The following is a 17,298-nucleotide window of genomic DNA, read 5'->3' as shown; positions in this document are numbered from 1 at the left end:
ATAATCTACTTTACTCAAAGTATTTATTATTGATAAAAAAATTAATCTAAAGTACTATAAAACTATTAAGAATATTATCGGAGGATTTGTTATGAAAACTGCATTAATAGTTGATGATACAAAGAATATTAGAATTCTGTTATCTCATTGTTTAAAAGATTCAGGATTTGAAGTGCATTGTGCTAGTAATGGCAGTGAAGCACTAGAATTAATATCTATTATAGATTTTGACATTGCCTTTATTGATATTAAAATGCCAATAATGAGTGGTACTGCTCTTCTTGAACAAATTAGAAAAGATGGTTATAAATTTAATATAATAATAATGACTGCCTTTGCAACAATAAAAAATGCAGTCACAACTACTAAACTTGGTGCACTAGCTTATCTTCAAAAACCATTTACTTCTACTACAATACATAAAATACTAGATGAGATATTTCCTGATTATAATAAACAAGCTCTTCCTGAAACATTAAACGATAAATCATCTAAAGAATATATAGATTTATCAAATAACATTGTTCCCAAAGATCCTCTAGTTTATAGGAACTTTGGCGATTTGCTAATATCAAAAGGTGAAATTGAAAAAGGAACTTTATTTATACAGTTCTCTGAAGAATTAAAAAATTTGAAATAAGGCATGTGATTATATGGACATTGAAGAAAAACAAAGAATTACTCCTGAAGAAGCATTAAAAGAATATAAAAAACAAGCTAAAGGATCACTTAAAATATTCTTAGGATATGCTCCAGGCGTAGGTAAGACTTTTACTATGTTAACTGAGGCTAATAGACGGTTTGAGCGAGGAAAAGATGTCGTTATAGGATATTTTGAAAGTCATGAAAGGGAAAATACTATTAAGCAACTTAATAACTTACCTATGGTTCCCTTAAAAGAAATAACCTATAATTCAATTCCATTAAAAGAAATGGATGTAGACGCTATAATACAAAGGAAACCTGAGTTAGTATTAGTTGATGAATTAGCTCATACTAATGTACCTGGTTCTAAAAATAAGAAACGCTATGAAGATGTATTGGAAATAATAAATGCTGGCATTAATGTTTATTCAACCGTTAATCTTCAACATCTAGAAAGTCTTAACGACATTGTAAAACAAATAACAGGTATAGGTGTTAACGAAACTATTCCAGATAACATTATTGCTGAGGCTGAGGTAGTTGTTATAGACATGCCCCCAGAAGCTCTACGAAAAAGATTGCAAAGAGGTAATATCTATAAACCTTATCTAATAGAATCAGCCCTTAAAAACTTTTTTAGAGCTGGTAACCTTAGTGCTCTTAGAGAATTAACCTTAAGGCAAATTGCTGATGAAGTTGATGAAGATTTAGAGGAATATAAAAATAAACATGATATTCATGATAACTGGTATACCTCGGAGAAAATTATGGTATCAATTTCCTCTAACCCAAAATCTAAACGCTTAATACGATTTGGTGCTAGATTAGCTAAAACGTATAAATGTCCTTGGTATGTTGTTTATGTTAAATGTACTCATTTCATGTCTCCTAAAGAAACACCTGAAATAATTAAGGGGCTTAATAGTAATATAGAATTATCTGAAAAGCTTAATGGTACAGTTATAGAATTAGAAGGAACTTCAGTTTCTAAAGCCTTATTAAAATTTGCCCATGAAAAGCATATAACAAAGCTTGTTATAGGACATCCAAAACGTACTCGTCTTCAAAGACTTTTTAGAGGATCTACAACTAATAAATTTATAGAACAATCTACGGATATTCAGATAATTGTAGTTCCTTATGATTCACTCTAGCAAATCGAGAATTATTTGATTTTAATATTATCATCAACTTTATTAGCAGCTTTTTGATTTATTTCTAAATTAGCTGCTTCTTCTTTTTTTACATTTTCTGATTTTTTAGAACTTATTTTATTTACATCTTTATTTTCTTCTCCATATGTTTCTTCTAATCATCTCATTATCTCGCTATGGAACTTATTTATATATACTCACATTGCCTTTAATATTTTAATCTTTAGCATGTTCTTTTTCCTAGTATATTTATATTCAATCTAGAAGACTATAAAGTTAAATGTATTAAATATAATCAATTCAGTTTTTATTGAAGATTGGTATTAAAATTTTCACAATAAAGATGAAAGTACGTACCAATTTGACTTTGATGTTTTAGATATGCTTAAATGTTTATGTAGAGCTTTACAATAACAAAATGGAGGATTATAAATATGAAGAATTTTGAAGCATGGTTAGAAAATTTTTTAATGCCCTTTGTAACTAAATTCACTACTATCCCAATTGTGTCTGCTATCAAAGATGGTATGATTGCATCTATGCCATTTTTAGTAGTCGGGTCTATTGGAATAATTATTAAAAGTTTACCTATTCCAGGTTGGTCAGATATTTTAGCAACTAAGTTTGCAGGAACAACCTTATCTGGTGCATTGACAGTATGGTCAAATGTAACTTTTGATTTATTTACATTACTTACAATTATTTGTATTGCATATTATTATGCTGCTAAATTAAATGTTGATGAATTAACGGCTTCCGTGCTAGCAGTCGTTGGATTTGCTATGGTTACACCTTTAACAGTAGTTATTGACAAAACTTCAATAGCTGCAATGCCATTACAATGGCTAGGATCACAAGGATTATTTGGTGGAATGATTATGGTATTTATCTCTGTTAAAGTCTATGCATTCTGTATAAATAGGAATATTGTGATTAAAATGCCAGAAGGAGTCCCACCAAATGTAGTAAGAGCATTTGCTGCTATGATTCCGATTTTCTTTGTAATGGTAATAGGATTTGTACTTCGCTTTGGCGTAATTCTTTTAGGCTTCGAATCCTTCCATATAATGGTCCAAAAATTAATAGCTGCGCCGCTAAATGGATTTGGTGGAAGTATATTTGGAGCTTTAATAGGAGTTTTCTTAATATCTTTATTATGGTCATTTGGTATTCATGGTGCTGCAATTGTAACTGGTGTTATGAATCCCATATGGATGTCTCTGCAAGCTGAAAATTTAACTAATTTTGATGCAGGGTTACCAGTGCATAATATTGTTACTCATACATTTATTGATTTTGCTAAGCTTGGAGGAGCTGGATTTACTTTACCATTAATATTAATGTTTGTTTTCCTTGCAAAGTCGGAACAATTAAAAAAATTAGGAAAAGTAGCATTTATCCCAGGACTATTTAATATTAATGAACCAATTATATTTGGAGCACCAATTGTAATGAATCCAATCTTAATTATTCCATTTACAATTACTCCAATAGTAGTTGTGCTTATAACTTATTATTCAATGTATTTTGGTATAGTTCCATATCCAACTGGAGTAACACTACCATGGGCAATGCCTGGTATTTTAGCTGGATATTTAATCACTAATAGCTTAGCTGGAGCGATACTACAAATTGTATTAGTCATTATTGGTTGGGTTATCTACTTTCCATTCTTTAAAATGTATGATACTAAGTTACACAAAGAGGAATTAGCATATTTAGAAAACAAACAAAAAGCTTAAACAGATCTAAGAAAGGAGTCATATATGATAAAAAAGTATTTTAACGCAAAAATCTTTGAATTTATCTTATTATATATAATTGTATTCCTAGCTATGTCTATGTATTTTAATTATAGACTAGGAAATTTTCGAGATATTGCAGTTAATGCAGATCAATATACAACATACGCTTTAGGATTATTTGCGATTTATATTTACTTATGCATAATTAATCGTAAGACAATTCTTCAGTATCAAAAGATTACAGGAAAAGTTATGTATAATGAATTGAAAATAGGTAATAAAATACAGAAATTAATTCATAGATATCTTGCCATTTTTTTATTCATTGTGATGACTATGGTAGAACTAAATTTTAGAGGAGTATCCTATTTAATTTGGTTTTATACATTATTAATAATACAAACAATTTTATTATTAATAGCTATTAGATTTTCAATAAAGGTTTTAAGAAATATTGTTTAGATAAACATTTTCAATAATATATCAAAGGAGAGATAACTTATGGTAAGAATTGGATTATTTTGTGCATCTGGAATGTCTACAAGCATTTTAGTAAATAAAATTAAAGCAATAGCGGAAAAGAAAAATATTGAAATAGATATTAACGCTTTTCCAGAATCAGAGATGGTAAAAGTATTAGATCAAATAGATGTTGCATTATTAGGGCCACAAGTTCGATTTTTTCTTGATAAAGCAAAACAAATTTGTGAACCAAAAAATATAAAGGTTTCTGTAATAAATATGAAAGACTATGGAATGATGGATGGTGAAAAGATTTTAGATACTGCATTAGAATTATTTGAAAAATAAATTCACTTTTATATTACTAAATGAAAAGGAGTTATTATGGAACAATTAGAACTTACATGTTTTCAGATTATATCATGTGTTGGAACCGCAAGGTCATTATATATTGAAGCAATTAAAGAAATGAAACGAGGTAATATTGAAAAATCTGAGCAATGCATTAAAGAAGGAATAGTGCATTTTGCAGAGGGACATAAAGCTCATGCAAGCATGATTCAAGAAGAAGCAGAAGGAAAAACTATAAGTACATCATTGCTACTTATGCATGCAGAAGATCAATTAATGAGCGCTGAAGGATTTAAAATAGTTGCTTTAGAATTTATTGACTTGTATAAAACCTTAGCTGATCAAAAAGTAATAAGTTTTAAATAATTATAAAAAGACAAGCACTTGATTGAAAAAGAAAATATATTTAAGATAGAATTATGGGTTTAAGTCATGCTCTTTAAATTACTTTAGCTAATATTATTTTGAATAATTAATATTTAAAGAACATTGACTTTCATCTGAAGGTATTTATACTAATAAACCACTTACTTTAGTAGTTTATTAGCTCTAATATCTGATAATTAATTTAAATTAGGAAAATAAGGAGATTAAAATGGAAGCTACTATTATAACAAATGTAACATCGTTTATAGTTAACCCCAAGCGACATAATTTAATTGTAGTAAAAGTTGAAACTAATAGAGGCATTTATGGTTATGGATGTGCAACATTTCAACAAAGACCCCTAGCTGTTAAAGCTATGATTGATGAATATATAACCCCATTAATACTAAATAGAGATGCAAATAATATAGAAGATTTATGGAATATGATGATGGTGAATTCATATTGGAGAAATGGTCCAGTTATTAATAATGCTGTTTCCGGAATTGATATGGCATTATGGGACATTAAGGCCAAGCTGGCTAATATGCCATTATATCAGTTATTTGGTGGTAGATCTAAAGATGCAATTGCAGCCTATATGCATGCTGATGGATTAAGTGTTGAAGAGGTATTTGAAAGTGTAGACGGTCTTATAGAAAAGGGATATAGATATATAAGATGTCAGCTTGGCAAATATGGTGGTAAAAATCACAAAATGCATTTACCTAACGAGTCTACGGATGGAGACTACTACGATCCTCAACAATATATGAGAAGTATTGTTGACTTATTTGGAAAACTAAGAGAACGATATGGATACGAAATTAATTTTCTACACGATGTTCATGAAAGGTTATCTCCAAATCAAGCAATACAGCTTGCAAAAGATTTGGAGCCATATAAATTATTCTTTTTGGAGGATGTTCTACCTCCTGATCAAACAGAATGGCTATCTCAACTTAGAAATCAATGTGCAACTCCAATCGCAATCGGAGAACTTTTTAATAATCCCCTAGAATGGAAAAATTTAATTATTAATAGGCATATTGATTACTTAAGATGCCATGTATCGCAAATCGGAGGAATAACTCCTGCTTTAAAATTAGCTGCTTTTTGCAATACTTTTGGAATTGATGTGGTTTGGCACGGACCTTCTGATATGTCGCCAATAGGTGTTGCAGTTAATACACACTTAAATATGTTTATGAGAAATGCTGCAATTCAAGAGTTTGAGGAATTAGATGAAACAACAAGAGAAATATTTCCAAATGCAGTAGAAGTTATAAATGGATATATTTATCCTATTAACAAAGTTGGAATTGGCGTAGAGTTTAATGAAGAAATGTCAAAAAATTATCCTGTTCAATACAGAGTGCATGAATGGACTCAAGCAAGAATACCAAATGGAACAATTCACACTCCTTAAATATTATAATAATATTCATATATTGAACTATAGAAGAACTAGAATCAATTTTATTGACCTAGTTCTTTTATATTATAAAAAGTGTAAATAAATAGTATAATTTTTGATTTAATATAGAGATTTATTGAAGGAAAAATAGTAATGTTAGATATAATTACTATAGAAGATGCAATAGTCCTATTTATATTTATCAAATTGTCGATATTTATGCATATCTGAATTGTAATCATTTATATAACAACAGGAATAATCTAAATTAAGAGATTCTGTAATTTCAAACACTATTCCATTTTTTAAATAACCACGATTTTTTATCTTTGTTACCGCAGTACCTTTTTTACAATCTAATAATTCTGCATCCTCCTTTGAAATATTAATTGACCTATACTCTGTAATAAAATGAGAAATTTTGTAGTTACAAGACTGTACATAATCATGAATTGACTTTTCAACTGTTTTAGCAGTTAATTTTGGAAATAATTCTTTAGGCATTAATGAAGTTTCAATTTGAACTTTTTGACTATCTGCTATACGAATTCTTTTAAACCCCCAAAGTTTTGACATATATTCTATATTAAACATTTCTGCAAGTTCATGGTCTGCAATTGTTTCTTTAAAATATAGTACTTTGGAATTAATATCACTAAACTTTTTTTGTGTTAACGAATTATATATTAAAGCATTATAGTGGATAGAATCACTTATAAATATTCCTGATCCTTGAATTTTGTATATATAACCAATGCTTTCTAATTTTTTTAATGCCTCTCTTACGGTATGCCTTGATACACTATACTTTTCTGCCAATTCACGTTCAGTCAATATTTTTTCGCCAGGTGTATATTTTTTTTGAGTGATTTTATTCATTATATCATCTACTATAAAATCAATTTTTTTCACCATACTACCTACTTTCATTAGCATTAGCTTTTTCCTTCTTACAGAGTCTTCAAGTCTTATTCTCATTATATCCTTATCTAAAGCTCCGAAATACTTTCTTAAATAATTAAATAAATTTTTATGTTGTAATTACAATTGATATTGTTCACAATTATTAAAGAATTCATATAAATCTTTTATACTATGATTATTGAAACATCCCTTAAAGCCTCTTTCATCATCAATAGTATTTTTCTTTAGAATACTATGAAACTCCAATAATACCATTTTTGAAATTGTTTCTCCTAATGTATCTGCTACAAAGTCAAAATTTTCCTACAACTCTGCACTACCCATAAATTAATTTATGACAATTAAATAAGAGTATGAAATAATATCTTATACGTCCCTACAATCATATGAGAAAATTTATATGCCATTATCCTCCTCGTGATAAAATCTCTCACCAGTAGTAGGGTTATAGTAAACTCTGAGTTTTTTATTAGTGCTTGGGTCTATGGTTACTTCTTCAGTCCTCTTAAACCCATTTGGGATATTAGAACCATGATTTTTTCTATATCTCTTATCCCAAAATATTAAGGAAATAACTGCAAAGATTAAAATTCCTGCTTCAACCAAAGCATAAATACTAAATATTTTGTGCATGTTAATTATTCCTTCTCAATTACAACTGCTGTGCCAAATGCTAATACTTCACTCATATTCTGGCCAATCTCGCTTGAGTCAAATCTCATCATTACCACCGCATTTGCTCCCATTGCAGTTGCATTTTTAACTAGTCGGTCAATCGCTTGTTTACGTGCATCCTCAAGCATTGCTGTGTACTCATGAATTTCTCCACCTACTAGACTTCTTAGCCCAGCCATTATGTTTCCACCTAATCCACGACTTCTTACAATTAATCCAAAAACCTGACCTTTTACTTCTATTACCTTGTACCCTGTAATATTTTCAGTTGTAACAATTATCATTGAATTTTCCTCCTTTTGAATCACATTAAATTACAATTGTTCATTTGTTTAATTATATACTACATGACCACAAATATTCAAATACTTAGCATAACTATATATAAATTGCTTCTCTAAGTCTAAAGTCCTTTAATTTTGTGTCAGAATGACATGTATGAGATTGATTGACTATAATATTACCTCAGTAACTCTTTATATAGTCTTATTATAGCCTTGTATACAACAAATAATAAATTTGTATAACAGTAGTTCCAGAATCCAAGATAACAACACCCTTTTCTGGTATCATTTCACTATTTAACCTCTAGCCCTCCACAAAGAGCATCCATCAAGTGTGCATCCATTTCGATTTTCCATATTCCCCCCGTTTTGTTAAGTGTGATTTTCAAGTCAGTTGTAACCATTTTACTATTAGCATTTTTGATTGCTTCAATGAGCGGATTATCTGAATCTTTATAACGTAATATACCCTTATATACATTTGATAAATCCCGATTGGTAATTTTTATTTTAACTGTTGCTAAATCTTCATTTTCATTTACTTCACCTATTTCATAAGAAAGATTGGCAAAAACACTCTCTATAAATTTTTTTCCTTCTCCATCTAAATTATTGCCAAAAAGCTTATTATCCTTATATATGAAAATACCATCTTTTCGCTCATTATATTGAATAAATTGATTAAAGCCACTTGAATTTGCATTTTTCAGTGCTTCAAAAGCAATTTCTATGGTTTGCTTAGGGGATGTGGTTGATGACAAATTGATTGTTTCATTACTAACATCTGATGAATTTCCACAAGCGGATAATGACATTATAAATACAAAAGTAATTAATAAAAGAAAAAATTTTGTTTTCACTTTAACGGCCTCCTAAAAATGTTTTTGCTAAAAAAGCAAGGCTAAAAATGAACAGAACTGCAACAATAGAAATACCCGCAATAAATAAAAGTATGGTAACCATTCTTCTTAATATACAATTATCACTATTTTGTTTAGAATCAATTTCAATTGGCTCAATTATCGGCTCCACACCTTTTAATAAATAGTCAGTACTCACATTATAAACTTCGCTTAATTTAACAATATTATTAATATCTGGATTTCCTTGGTCACTTTCCCATTTTGATATTGCCTGTCTTGTTACTCCTAACTTTTCTGCTAACTGTTCTTGCGAATAGCTTCCTTGTTTTCTTAATTTCTGTAATCTTTCAGATATACCCATTAACTCGCCACCTCTCTTATTCAATTATATAGACAATTAGAGGTTGCAGTCTACCAAAAAATGCCGAAAATTTGTCAACGATGCGTTGCTATTCGTTTTTCTTTTTAATATATACGTATAATTAATGTATTTATTTAGGATTGGATTCTTTCCGTAATTACATTTAAGAATTCCAAAACAAAACATGTGTAGAAATGAAAATAGTAAATGCTAATAATGAATATCCAATTTGATAATTTGGCAATTAAAGACGGTGACTGTAATATTCTTGCTGTCCTGGCAAATGATACAGATGAGATTTTAGTTAATATGCTAGTCTAGCTAAATATCACTAAAAGATAATTTTTAATGTCCCCTTTATATTTATACTGACATAGAAATAATTATTCTAAACTTAATACATAAGAAAACCATCGACTCTCTGCCGATGGTTTAATAGTGGAAGCGAATAGCTCATAACTCATATTTTATTATCTAATTTTAGTAAAACTCGCATTTATTTATGATACGCTTCACTATTTTAATATTAAAAGTATAGTGCAGAAACTGCAATATACTTTGCTTTCTGTTGCAACCTTTTTGAATCTTTTTCACTCAAATCAGATTTTTTATATTGTGTAGATGTTACATCCTTATTAATTACTTTTCATATTTTTCATATCATCAACTGCTAAATTTAGGCTAAGCACATTAATCTTTTCTTCCCCAAACAATCCCAACCATTTTCCCTTCGTATTTTTATCAATTAACCTATCCAAATCATCTTTTGAAATTCCAGTTGCCTTTGATATTCTATCTACTTGTATCTTAGCCCCCTTTGGAGTTATATCTGGATCAAGTCCTGAACCTGACTGTGATATAAGTTCTGATGATATATCTTCTTTAGATAAAGTTGGATTTTTATCTAAAAATGCTTTAATATCTCCTTCAACTCTTTGTTTTAAAACATCACTTGTTGGTCCTAAATTATCCGAACCTGATGTTGCATCAATTTCTTTTCCATCAGTTGAAGTATTGTAATTTACAGCTGATATTCTACCCACAAAATGACTATCATCATTATATTGTTGTCCAATAAGTTTTGAACCTACTTCTTTTCCATTATGAGTTATTACGCTTCCATTTGCTTGGCTTGGAAATAACACTTGTCCAATTCCCGTAATAAGTAGTGGATAAGCTAGACCACAAATCACTATTAATACTAAAGTTAATCTTATTGCTTTTTTTAATTCATTCATAATCTGTTCCTCCTACATACCTAATAAGGCTAATAATGGTGTTATTATTATATCTATTATCTTAATACCAATGAACGGCACTAGCACTCCACCAAGACCATATATACTTAAATTCCTCTTTAATATTTTTTCTGGTTTCATAGGGACATACTTAACACCCTTTAATGCTATTGGAATTAAAAGTGGAATTATTATTGCATTAAATATTAATGCTGATATTATTGCTGATTTTGAGCTAGATAATCTCATAACATTTAATATTTGCATTTGTGGAATTGCTATCATAAACATAGCAGGTATTATAGCGAAATATTTAGCTACATCATTAGCAATTGAAAAAGTTGTAAGAGCACCTCTAGTTATTAAAAGTTGTTTACCTATTCCAACTACATCTAATATCTTAGTTGGATCTGAATCTAAATCAACCATATTTGCAGCTTCCTTTGCTGCTATAGTTCCTGAATTCATTGCAATTCCAACATTTGCTTGTGCAAGTGCTGGAGCATCATTTGTTCCATCACCAGTCATTGCAACAATTTTGCCCAGATCTTGTTCTTTCTTAATTGCTTCAATCTTATCTTCTGGTGTACATTCCGCTATATATTCATCTACCCCAGCTTCACTAGCAATTGTAGCTGCTGTTAATGGATTATCGCCTGTACACATTATAGTTTTTATTCCCATTTCTCTAAGTTTAACAAATCTTTCTGCAAGTCCTGGTTTTACTGTATCTTTTAAATAGATTACTCCATAAATTTTATCATCTTTAGCTACGACTAGCGGAGTTCCACCTAATTTAGATATCCCATCTACTTTTTCTTTTAAATCATTAGGAATACTACCACCATTATTTTTGACAAATTCTATAATTGCTGAATTAGCACCTTTTCTAATCTTCTCTCCATTTTTAAGATTCACTCCACTACTTTTTGTTTGAGCTGTGAATTCTAGAAACTCATCCTCTGCATATTCTTTTTCATCTATTTGAAAGCCTAGCTTTTGTCCAAGATCTATTGTTGATTTTCCTTCTGGAGTTGTATCTTTAATAGATGTTATAAGGGAATATTTTATCATTTCATCCTTTAATATGCCTTCAACTGGTATAAAATCAGCTGCGAGTCTATTACCAAATGTAATAGTTCCAGTCTTATCTAATATCATTACATCAACATCACCGCAAGCCTCTACTGCTTTACCGCTCATTGCTATAACATTAAATCTTGTAACTCTATCCATACCTGCTATTCCTATTGAAGATAATAATCCTCCTATTGTAGTAGGTATTAAACAAACCAATAACGCAACTAAGGTTGAAACTTCAAGTTTTACGCCTACAAAATTTGCTATTGGATATAAGGATATAATTACTACTAAAAATATTACTGTAAGAGCTATAAGCAAGGTTGAAAGTGCTATTTCATTTGGAGTTTTCTTCCTTGAAGCACCTTCAACAAGTGAAATCATCTTATCCAAAAATGACTCTCCTGGTTCTGATGTTATTTCTACCTTAATCCAATCCGATACTACTGTAGTACCTCCAGTAACACATGAAAAATCCCCACCCGATTCTTTAATAACTGGTGCTGATTCACCAGTTATTGCTGACTCATTGACTGATGCGAGTCCTTCAATAACTTCACCATCATTAGGTATCATGTCCCCTGCTTCAACTAAAACTAAACTTCCTTTTCTAAGTTCAGATGCACTTACTATAGTGTAGCTCCCATCCGGCTTTAAAAGCTTTGCCTTTGTATCCTTTTTAGTTGACTTCAAAGTATCAGCTTGTGCTTTACCTCTACCTTCAGCAATAGCTTCTGCAAAATTAGCAAACACTATTGTTGCAAATAGAATTACTGTAACTATACCATTATATATTCTTCCATTTTCCCCTACTATTTGAGGAAAGAATGTTAAAATTGCTGTAATTATCATACCTATATATGCTACAAACATTACTGGATTCTTAATCATATCCTTTGGATTTAACTTTTTAAAAGAATCTCTTATAGCACTTTTAAGCATTTTATTTGTAATAAAAGTCTTTTTACTGCTTTTCATTTTTTACTCCTCCAATCAAGATATTGTCAAGAACTCTGCACCAGGTCCAAGTACTAGTACTGGTAAAAATGTTAATGCTCCAATTATTAGAATTACTGCTATTAACACTCCTACAAATAAAGACGTATCTGTTCTAAATGATACTGCACCTTCCGCCACTAATCTCTTCTCTTTCATTGATGCTGCTAAAGCTAATAACAATATCATAGACACATATCTACCTAAAAACATTACTATACCAGTTGATACATTCCAAAATACTGTTGTATCTGCTAGCCCTTCAAATCCTGATCCATTGTTTGCTGCAGAAGTAGTAAATTGATATAGAATCTGCGATAATCCATGATATCCACTTAAGGATGCTTGTCCTGTTGCTGCTGCTAATGCCGTTGGAAGTAGTATTAATATTGGATGGATTAAAATTACAGCTGCCATTATTTTCATTTCTTTTCCTTCTATTTTTCTTCTCAAAAACTCTGGAGTTCTACCTACCATGAGTCCACAAATGAATACTGCTAACATTGCATATATAATCAAATTCATGAAACCTACACCTTTTCCACCAAAAACCACATTAAGCATCATGTTCCACATAGTAATTGCTCCACCTATTGGTGTTAATGAATCATGCATGTTGTTTACAGATCCTGTTGTAAATGCTGTAGTAACCACTGAAAATAAAGATGAATCAAACATTCCAAATCGTACTTCTTTACCTTCCATGTTTCCTAAAATATTAGTTATCCCAATCTTATTCATAACAGGGTTACCTAACGCTTCAAAATGATACATTATTGGAATAACTGCCAAGAATAAAATTAATGCTGCTGAAAATAATGCAACACCTTGCTTTTTGTTTTTAGTTGCTTTTCCAAATACATAAAAGTATGCACCTGGAGTAAACATCATTAGTAAAATTTCTAATATATTAGTAAATGGAGTTGGATTTTCAAATGGATGTGCTGAATTAGCACCAAAGAAGCCACCACCATTTGTTCCTAAATGTTTAATACTTTCTAATGCTGCAACTGGTCCATACGCTAAAGTTTGTGTACCACCCTCCAAAGTTTGTACAATTTTATGAGCTTGAAAAGTTTGTGGCACTCCTTGCCATATCATAATTATTGATACAATTATTGATACAGGTAACAATAATCTAGTTATTATTCTTATTAAATCCTTATAAAAATTACCGAGCTCATGGCCTGTAATTCCTTTAATAAATGCCCCACTTGCAGCAAATCCTGTTGCAGCAGATGTAAACATCATAAATATAATTACAATCATTTGAGAAAGATTAGTTAGATTGACTTCCCCCGTATAGTCTTGTAAATTAGTATTAGTCATAAAGCTTATAGCTGTATTAAATGCTGTATGATAATTCATATTAAGACTAGGATTTGTTGCTCCTACTATAAATTGTTGAACCATAAGTAATATAAAAATTACAACTATCATTACAATATTAGTTGTAAGTAATGCCTTTATATACTCTTTCCAATTCATTTCTTTGTCTTCTATCCCTGCTACTTTGTATATAGCATTATCCACTTTGTCCATAACCGGGTCTACAAATGACTTTGTTTTAAATAAAATATTGTACATGTATTTACCAACATAAATTGATATTAATACAAATAATCCTATGATTATAACTAAAGATAGCCATTTCATATAATCACCCCTAAACTTAAAATTTAACTACGAACTGAATTATACTTCCATTGCTCTAGTTAAACAACGCGATTTTTTTGAATTATTGGTCGTTTTCCGCAATATCAGGTGATTACATTCATGTTTATATGGGTTTTTCATTTATTTAGACTGTATACCTTTCTTTTTCTATGACTATTAAAATTTATTATTCTATCTATAATATAGATACCTAAGGTGAAAACGTATTCGTGCAGATCCCAGCGAAATAAGGACTTATAGAAAATTAAAGATAGGATTTTAGAGAAACAAAAAATACCGTAAATTCATTTTGTAAAATGTACCCTATAAGATAGACAGTAAATAAAATATCTATCTTATAGGGTTTTTATGTATAATAAAACAAAGAGATAGGAGTAGATTTTATGAGTAATAAGTTATTTACAAAAGAAGAAATAGAATTGATATCTAGAAATAAATATGTAAAAAATGTTAGTGAAAGATCAATTACATATACAGATGAATTCAGACGAATTTTTATATCAGAATACGAAAAAGGAAAGTTTCCACGAAAGATATTTGAAGAATCTGATTTCGTGATAAGTATCTTAGAGATTGGACGAATTGAATCGATAAGTAAAAAATGGCGTGCTGCCTATAAGGAAAACGGTATACATGGTTTAGATGATACAAGAAAAGGCAAAGCTGGGCGACCTCGTGATAAGGAACTTTCTATAGACGAAAAATATGAACGTCTTAAAGTACAAACTACTCTACTGAAAGCTGAGAATGAATTATTAAAAAAACTCGATTTGATAGAAAGGAGAGTGATAAAACGAAAATAGGTTCATTAACAAAAGAAAATTTCATTCTTATTAAATCAGTAATTAAAAAATATAAATTAAAGAATATGACAAGCTATTTATGCACATTAGCTGGTGTATCACGTTCTGGATATTATAATTATTTTTCAGCAAAATCCGAATGCTTGCGCAGCAAGCGCAACGATAATGATTTGGAAGTTAAAGATATAATTTTAAAGGCATTCAACTTCAAAAAACATAAAAAAGGTGCAAGACAAATAAAGATGGTATTGAAATCTCAATATGGAGTTGTATATAATCTAAAACGTATTCGCAGACTTATGAAAAAATATGACATAGTTTGTCCTTATAGAAAAGCAAATCCATATAGACGAATGGTAAAAGCAACTAAAGAACATAAAGTCTTACCTAATGTGCTTAATAGGAATTTCAAACAGAATACCCCTGGCAAAGTATTGCTTACGGATATTACCTATTTGTTCTATAAAAATAAAAGCAAAAAGGCTTATTTGTCGACCATTAAAGATGCATCAACTAATGAAATAATGGCTTATAATGTATCTGATAGTCTCACATTAGATATAGTTATCGATACTATCACCAATCTTAAGAAATCAAAAAGTGTAAAATTTCATCCTGAAGCTTTCATTCATTCAGATCAAGGATCACACTACACAAGTCCTAAATTTCAGAAGTTAGTAAAAGAATGTGGGTTTGGTCAATCTATGTCTAGACGAGGAAACTGTTGGGACAACGCCCCGCAGGAATCATTCTTTGGGCATTTCAAAGATGAAGTAAACATAAAACAATGCCAAACATTAGAAGACCTAAAAAATGAGATAGACCAGTACATGATTTATTATAACAACTATAGATATCAATGGAATTTAAAAAGGATGACTCCTGTTGAATACAGAAATCATCTCATTGATTCTACACAGTATTTTTAACAATGTCCTTTACAAAGGGTACATTTTATTGAATAATACGGTATTCTGATTAGTTATTTCTTATAATTTAATTTTTATTTTTATTCTTTAATTCTTTAATTCTTTAATTGTTTTTAATAATAATTCTTGAGTTCTTTTATTTTCTTCTTGTTGTTCCATTAAAACATCAATTTTTTTATGCAAATCTTCTACTATTATTTCAGATTTCAAATTAATAAGATAATCATTTGCAGCAGTTAATCTATCTTTTTCTGTTTGACGGTTTTGTGACATCATGATTATTGGAGCTTGTATAGCTGCAAGGCAAGATAATATTAGATTTAAAAATACAAATGGATATGGATCAAATGCTTTACTCCTTAGAATAACAGCATTTATTATAATCCAAGTTACTAATACAACACCAAAACTTATTATAAATGTCCAACTCCCACCAAATATAGCTATTTTGTCAGCAGTTCTTTGTCCAAGTGTTGAGTGTTCATCATGTGTATTGTTTATATTCTTTGAAACCTTGCCACTAATAAGTTCATGGATTAATTCTTCATCAATATTACTATCTTTTAAGTCCTTATCCTTTTCTAATATTTCTCGCACTAACTCTTCTTTACTATTGTATTTTGTACCATTGTCTTCCATAAATAATCTCTCCTAATCATTGTTTTATTTTGTTATTCTCACATATAACAAGTATAACCATTATACCTTCTTTTAAAAACTAAAATTATATAATATTAAATTTAGTTATATAATGATTTTAACCCTAATCTTGTTGCCATTTTATTTTCAACTATTTCATATAATTTTTCAACTTTACTTCTTAATTTTAAATTGTAAATATAACTTGTTACAAAAACAATTACATATGCCCCAATAACATCTGCAGGATAATGATTTCCAACATACACCCTTGAAAAGCCTACAATTATTGACAGTATTGTCATTATAATTTCAAGTATTCTATTGTATTTTCCGAGTCCTAAAGCTATACTCATTGTTCCTGTAGCATGGTTACTTGGAAATGATGAAGCTGTATCATGAGGCACTAATAAATTTACCTTATTATGAATAAAAGGCCTGTCTACATGAAATATACTTCTAATTAATAAATTTATTATTAAATTTATAATTGTTATAACAACAGTACTAAAAGCAATTTTTCTATATTCAAATCTTTTTTGTTTAATTCCTAAAATAAACACTATTACAATAACTGCCATAAATACATAAGGCACATAGTTAGAAAAGAAAATCATTATTCCGTCCAAAACTCCATTTTTATTTGCTAAGTTATTTATAAATCCAAAAAGTTCCATATTCATTTTTAA

Annotated in this window: 19 protein-coding genes; 8 read left to right on the top strand and 11 right to left on the bottom strand. The window is 29.6% G+C overall.

The window, feature by feature from the left end:
- Nucleotides 1–91: 91 nt before the first annotated feature.
- From psyc5s11_RS11600 to psyc5s11_RS11570, 7 genes are all read left to right on the top strand, one after another.
- The gene (locus psyc5s11_RS11600; protein WP_224037732.1) at nucleotides 92–640 is read left to right on the top strand and encodes a response regulator; all 549 of its coding nucleotides are present in this window, start codon (nucleotides 92–94) and stop codon (nucleotides 638–640) included.
- 13 nt (nucleotides 641–653) lie between these two features.
- Complete coding sequence (locus tag psyc5s11_RS11595; RefSeq protein WP_224037731.1) at nucleotides 654–1,799, top strand: universal stress protein; 1,146 nt, start codon at nucleotides 654–656, stop codon at nucleotides 1,797–1,799.
- Between the two features lie 434 nt (nucleotides 1,800–2,233).
- Nucleotides 2,234–3,541 (top strand): PTS sugar transporter subunit IIC, encoded by a 1,308-nt coding sequence (locus psyc5s11_RS11590; RefSeq protein ID WP_224037730.1) that lies wholly within the window; start codon nucleotides 2,234–2,236, stop codon nucleotides 3,539–3,541.
- 24 nt (nucleotides 3,542–3,565) lie between these two features.
- The gene (locus psyc5s11_RS11585; RefSeq protein WP_224037729.1) at nucleotides 3,566–4,006 is read left to right on the top strand and encodes a hypothetical protein; all 441 of its coding nucleotides are present in this window, start codon (nucleotides 3,566–3,568) and stop codon (nucleotides 4,004–4,006) included.
- Between the two features lie 39 nt (nucleotides 4,007–4,045).
- A complete protein-coding gene (locus psyc5s11_RS11580; RefSeq protein ID WP_224037728.1) occupies nucleotides 4,046–4,354 on the top strand; it encodes a PTS sugar transporter subunit IIB in 309 nt (102 codons plus the stop codon).
- Nucleotides 4,355–4,390: 36 nt separating this feature from the next.
- Complete coding sequence (locus psyc5s11_RS11575; protein WP_224037727.1) at nucleotides 4,391–4,723, top strand: PTS lactose/cellobiose transporter subunit IIA; 333 nt, start codon at nucleotides 4,391–4,393, stop codon at nucleotides 4,721–4,723.
- A 229-nt stretch (nucleotides 4,724–4,952) separates the two neighbouring features.
- A complete protein-coding gene (locus psyc5s11_RS11570) occupies nucleotides 4,953–6,152 on the top strand; it encodes an enolase C-terminal domain-like protein (RefSeq protein WP_224037726.1) in 1,200 nt (399 codons plus the stop codon).
- Between the two features lie 177 nt (nucleotides 6,153–6,329).
- On the opposite strand, the gene psyc5s11_RS11565 is transcribed toward psyc5s11_RS11570, so the two are convergent.
- From psyc5s11_RS11565 to kdpA, 9 genes are all read right to left on the bottom strand, one after another.
- Nucleotides 6,330–7,076, bottom strand: coding sequence for a GntR family transcriptional regulator (locus psyc5s11_RS11565; RefSeq protein ID WP_224037725.1), 747 nt, complete (start codon nucleotides 7,074–7,076; stop codon nucleotides 6,330–6,332).
- Between the two features lie 105 nt (nucleotides 7,077–7,181).
- Nucleotides 7,182–7,319: a hypothetical protein gene (locus tag psyc5s11_RS11560; RefSeq protein ID WP_224037724.1), complete on the bottom strand. Its 138-nt coding sequence runs from the start codon at nucleotides 7,317–7,319 to the stop codon at nucleotides 7,182–7,184.
- A gap of 141 nt (nucleotides 7,320–7,460) precedes the next feature.
- Nucleotides 7,461–7,670 (bottom strand): hypothetical protein, encoded by a 210-nt coding sequence (locus psyc5s11_RS11555; protein ID WP_375542000.1) that lies wholly within the window; start codon nucleotides 7,668–7,670, stop codon nucleotides 7,461–7,463.
- A gap of 32 nt (nucleotides 7,671–7,702) precedes the next feature.
- Nucleotides 7,703–8,023 (bottom strand): heavy metal-binding domain-containing protein, encoded by a 321-nt coding sequence (locus psyc5s11_RS11550; protein ID WP_224038181.1) that lies wholly within the window; start codon nucleotides 8,021–8,023, stop codon nucleotides 7,703–7,705.
- A gap of 293 nt (nucleotides 8,024–8,316) precedes the next feature.
- Nucleotides 8,317–8,883: a hypothetical protein gene (locus tag psyc5s11_RS11545; protein WP_224037722.1), complete on the bottom strand. Its 567-nt coding sequence runs from the start codon at nucleotides 8,881–8,883 to the stop codon at nucleotides 8,317–8,319.
- A gap of 1 nt (nucleotide 8,884) precedes the next feature.
- Complete coding sequence (locus psyc5s11_RS11540) at nucleotides 8,885–9,247, bottom strand: helix-turn-helix domain-containing protein (RefSeq protein ID WP_224037721.1); 363 nt, start codon at nucleotides 9,245–9,247, stop codon at nucleotides 8,885–8,887.
- A 635-nt stretch (nucleotides 9,248–9,882) separates the two neighbouring features.
- On the bottom strand, nucleotides 9,883–10,485 hold the full coding sequence (gene kdpC, locus psyc5s11_RS11535) for a potassium-transporting ATPase subunit KdpC (protein ID WP_224037720.1): 603 nt from the start codon (nucleotides 10,483–10,485) through the stop codon (nucleotides 9,883–9,885).
- 12 nt (nucleotides 10,486–10,497) lie between these two features.
- Nucleotides 10,498–12,543: a potassium-transporting ATPase subunit KdpB gene (gene kdpB, locus psyc5s11_RS11530; RefSeq protein ID WP_224037719.1), complete on the bottom strand. Its 2,046-nt coding sequence runs from the start codon at nucleotides 12,541–12,543 to the stop codon at nucleotides 10,498–10,500.
- A 15-nt stretch (nucleotides 12,544–12,558) separates the two neighbouring features.
- Complete coding sequence (gene kdpA, locus psyc5s11_RS11525; protein WP_224037718.1) at nucleotides 12,559–14,217, bottom strand: potassium-transporting ATPase subunit KdpA; 1,659 nt, start codon at nucleotides 14,215–14,217, stop codon at nucleotides 12,559–12,561.
- Between the two features lie 404 nt (nucleotides 14,218–14,621).
- Between kdpA and psyc5s11_RS11520 the strand changes: the two genes are divergently transcribed.
- Nucleotides 14,622–15,970, top strand: a protein-coding gene (locus psyc5s11_RS11520) for an IS3 family transposase (RefSeq protein WP_375541960.1) whose coding sequence is annotated in 2 segments (ribosomal slippage) — nucleotides 14,622–15,009 and nucleotides 15,009–15,970 — 1,350 coding nt in all. Because the reading frame shifts where the segments join, the coding sequence is not laid out codon by codon here.
- 87 nt (nucleotides 15,971–16,057) lie between these two features.
- On the opposite strand, the gene psyc5s11_RS11515 is transcribed toward psyc5s11_RS11520, so the two are convergent.
- Both psyc5s11_RS11515 and psyc5s11_RS11510 read right to left on the bottom strand, forming a co-directional pair.
- Nucleotides 16,058–16,609 carry a DUF1003 domain-containing protein gene (locus psyc5s11_RS11515; protein ID WP_224037717.1) on the bottom strand — a complete coding sequence of 184 codons (552 nt, stop codon included), beginning with the start codon at nucleotides 16,607–16,609 and terminating at the stop codon, nucleotides 16,058–16,060.
- Between the two features lie 101 nt (nucleotides 16,610–16,710).
- Nucleotides 16,711–17,292: a phosphatase PAP2 family protein gene (locus psyc5s11_RS11510; RefSeq protein WP_224037716.1), complete on the bottom strand. Its 582-nt coding sequence runs from the start codon at nucleotides 17,290–17,292 to the stop codon at nucleotides 16,711–16,713.
- Nucleotides 17,293–17,298 lie beyond the last annotated feature (6 nt).

Origin of the sequence: Clostridium gelidum, assembly GCF_019977655.1 — a bacterium.
In the GTDB taxonomy this organism is placed as follows: domain Bacteria; phylum Bacillota; class Clostridia; order Clostridiales; family Clostridiaceae; genus Clostridium; species Clostridium gelidum.
The sequence above is the reverse complement of the archived record's forward strand: the minus strand, read 5'-3'. Positions and strand labels throughout refer to the sequence as shown.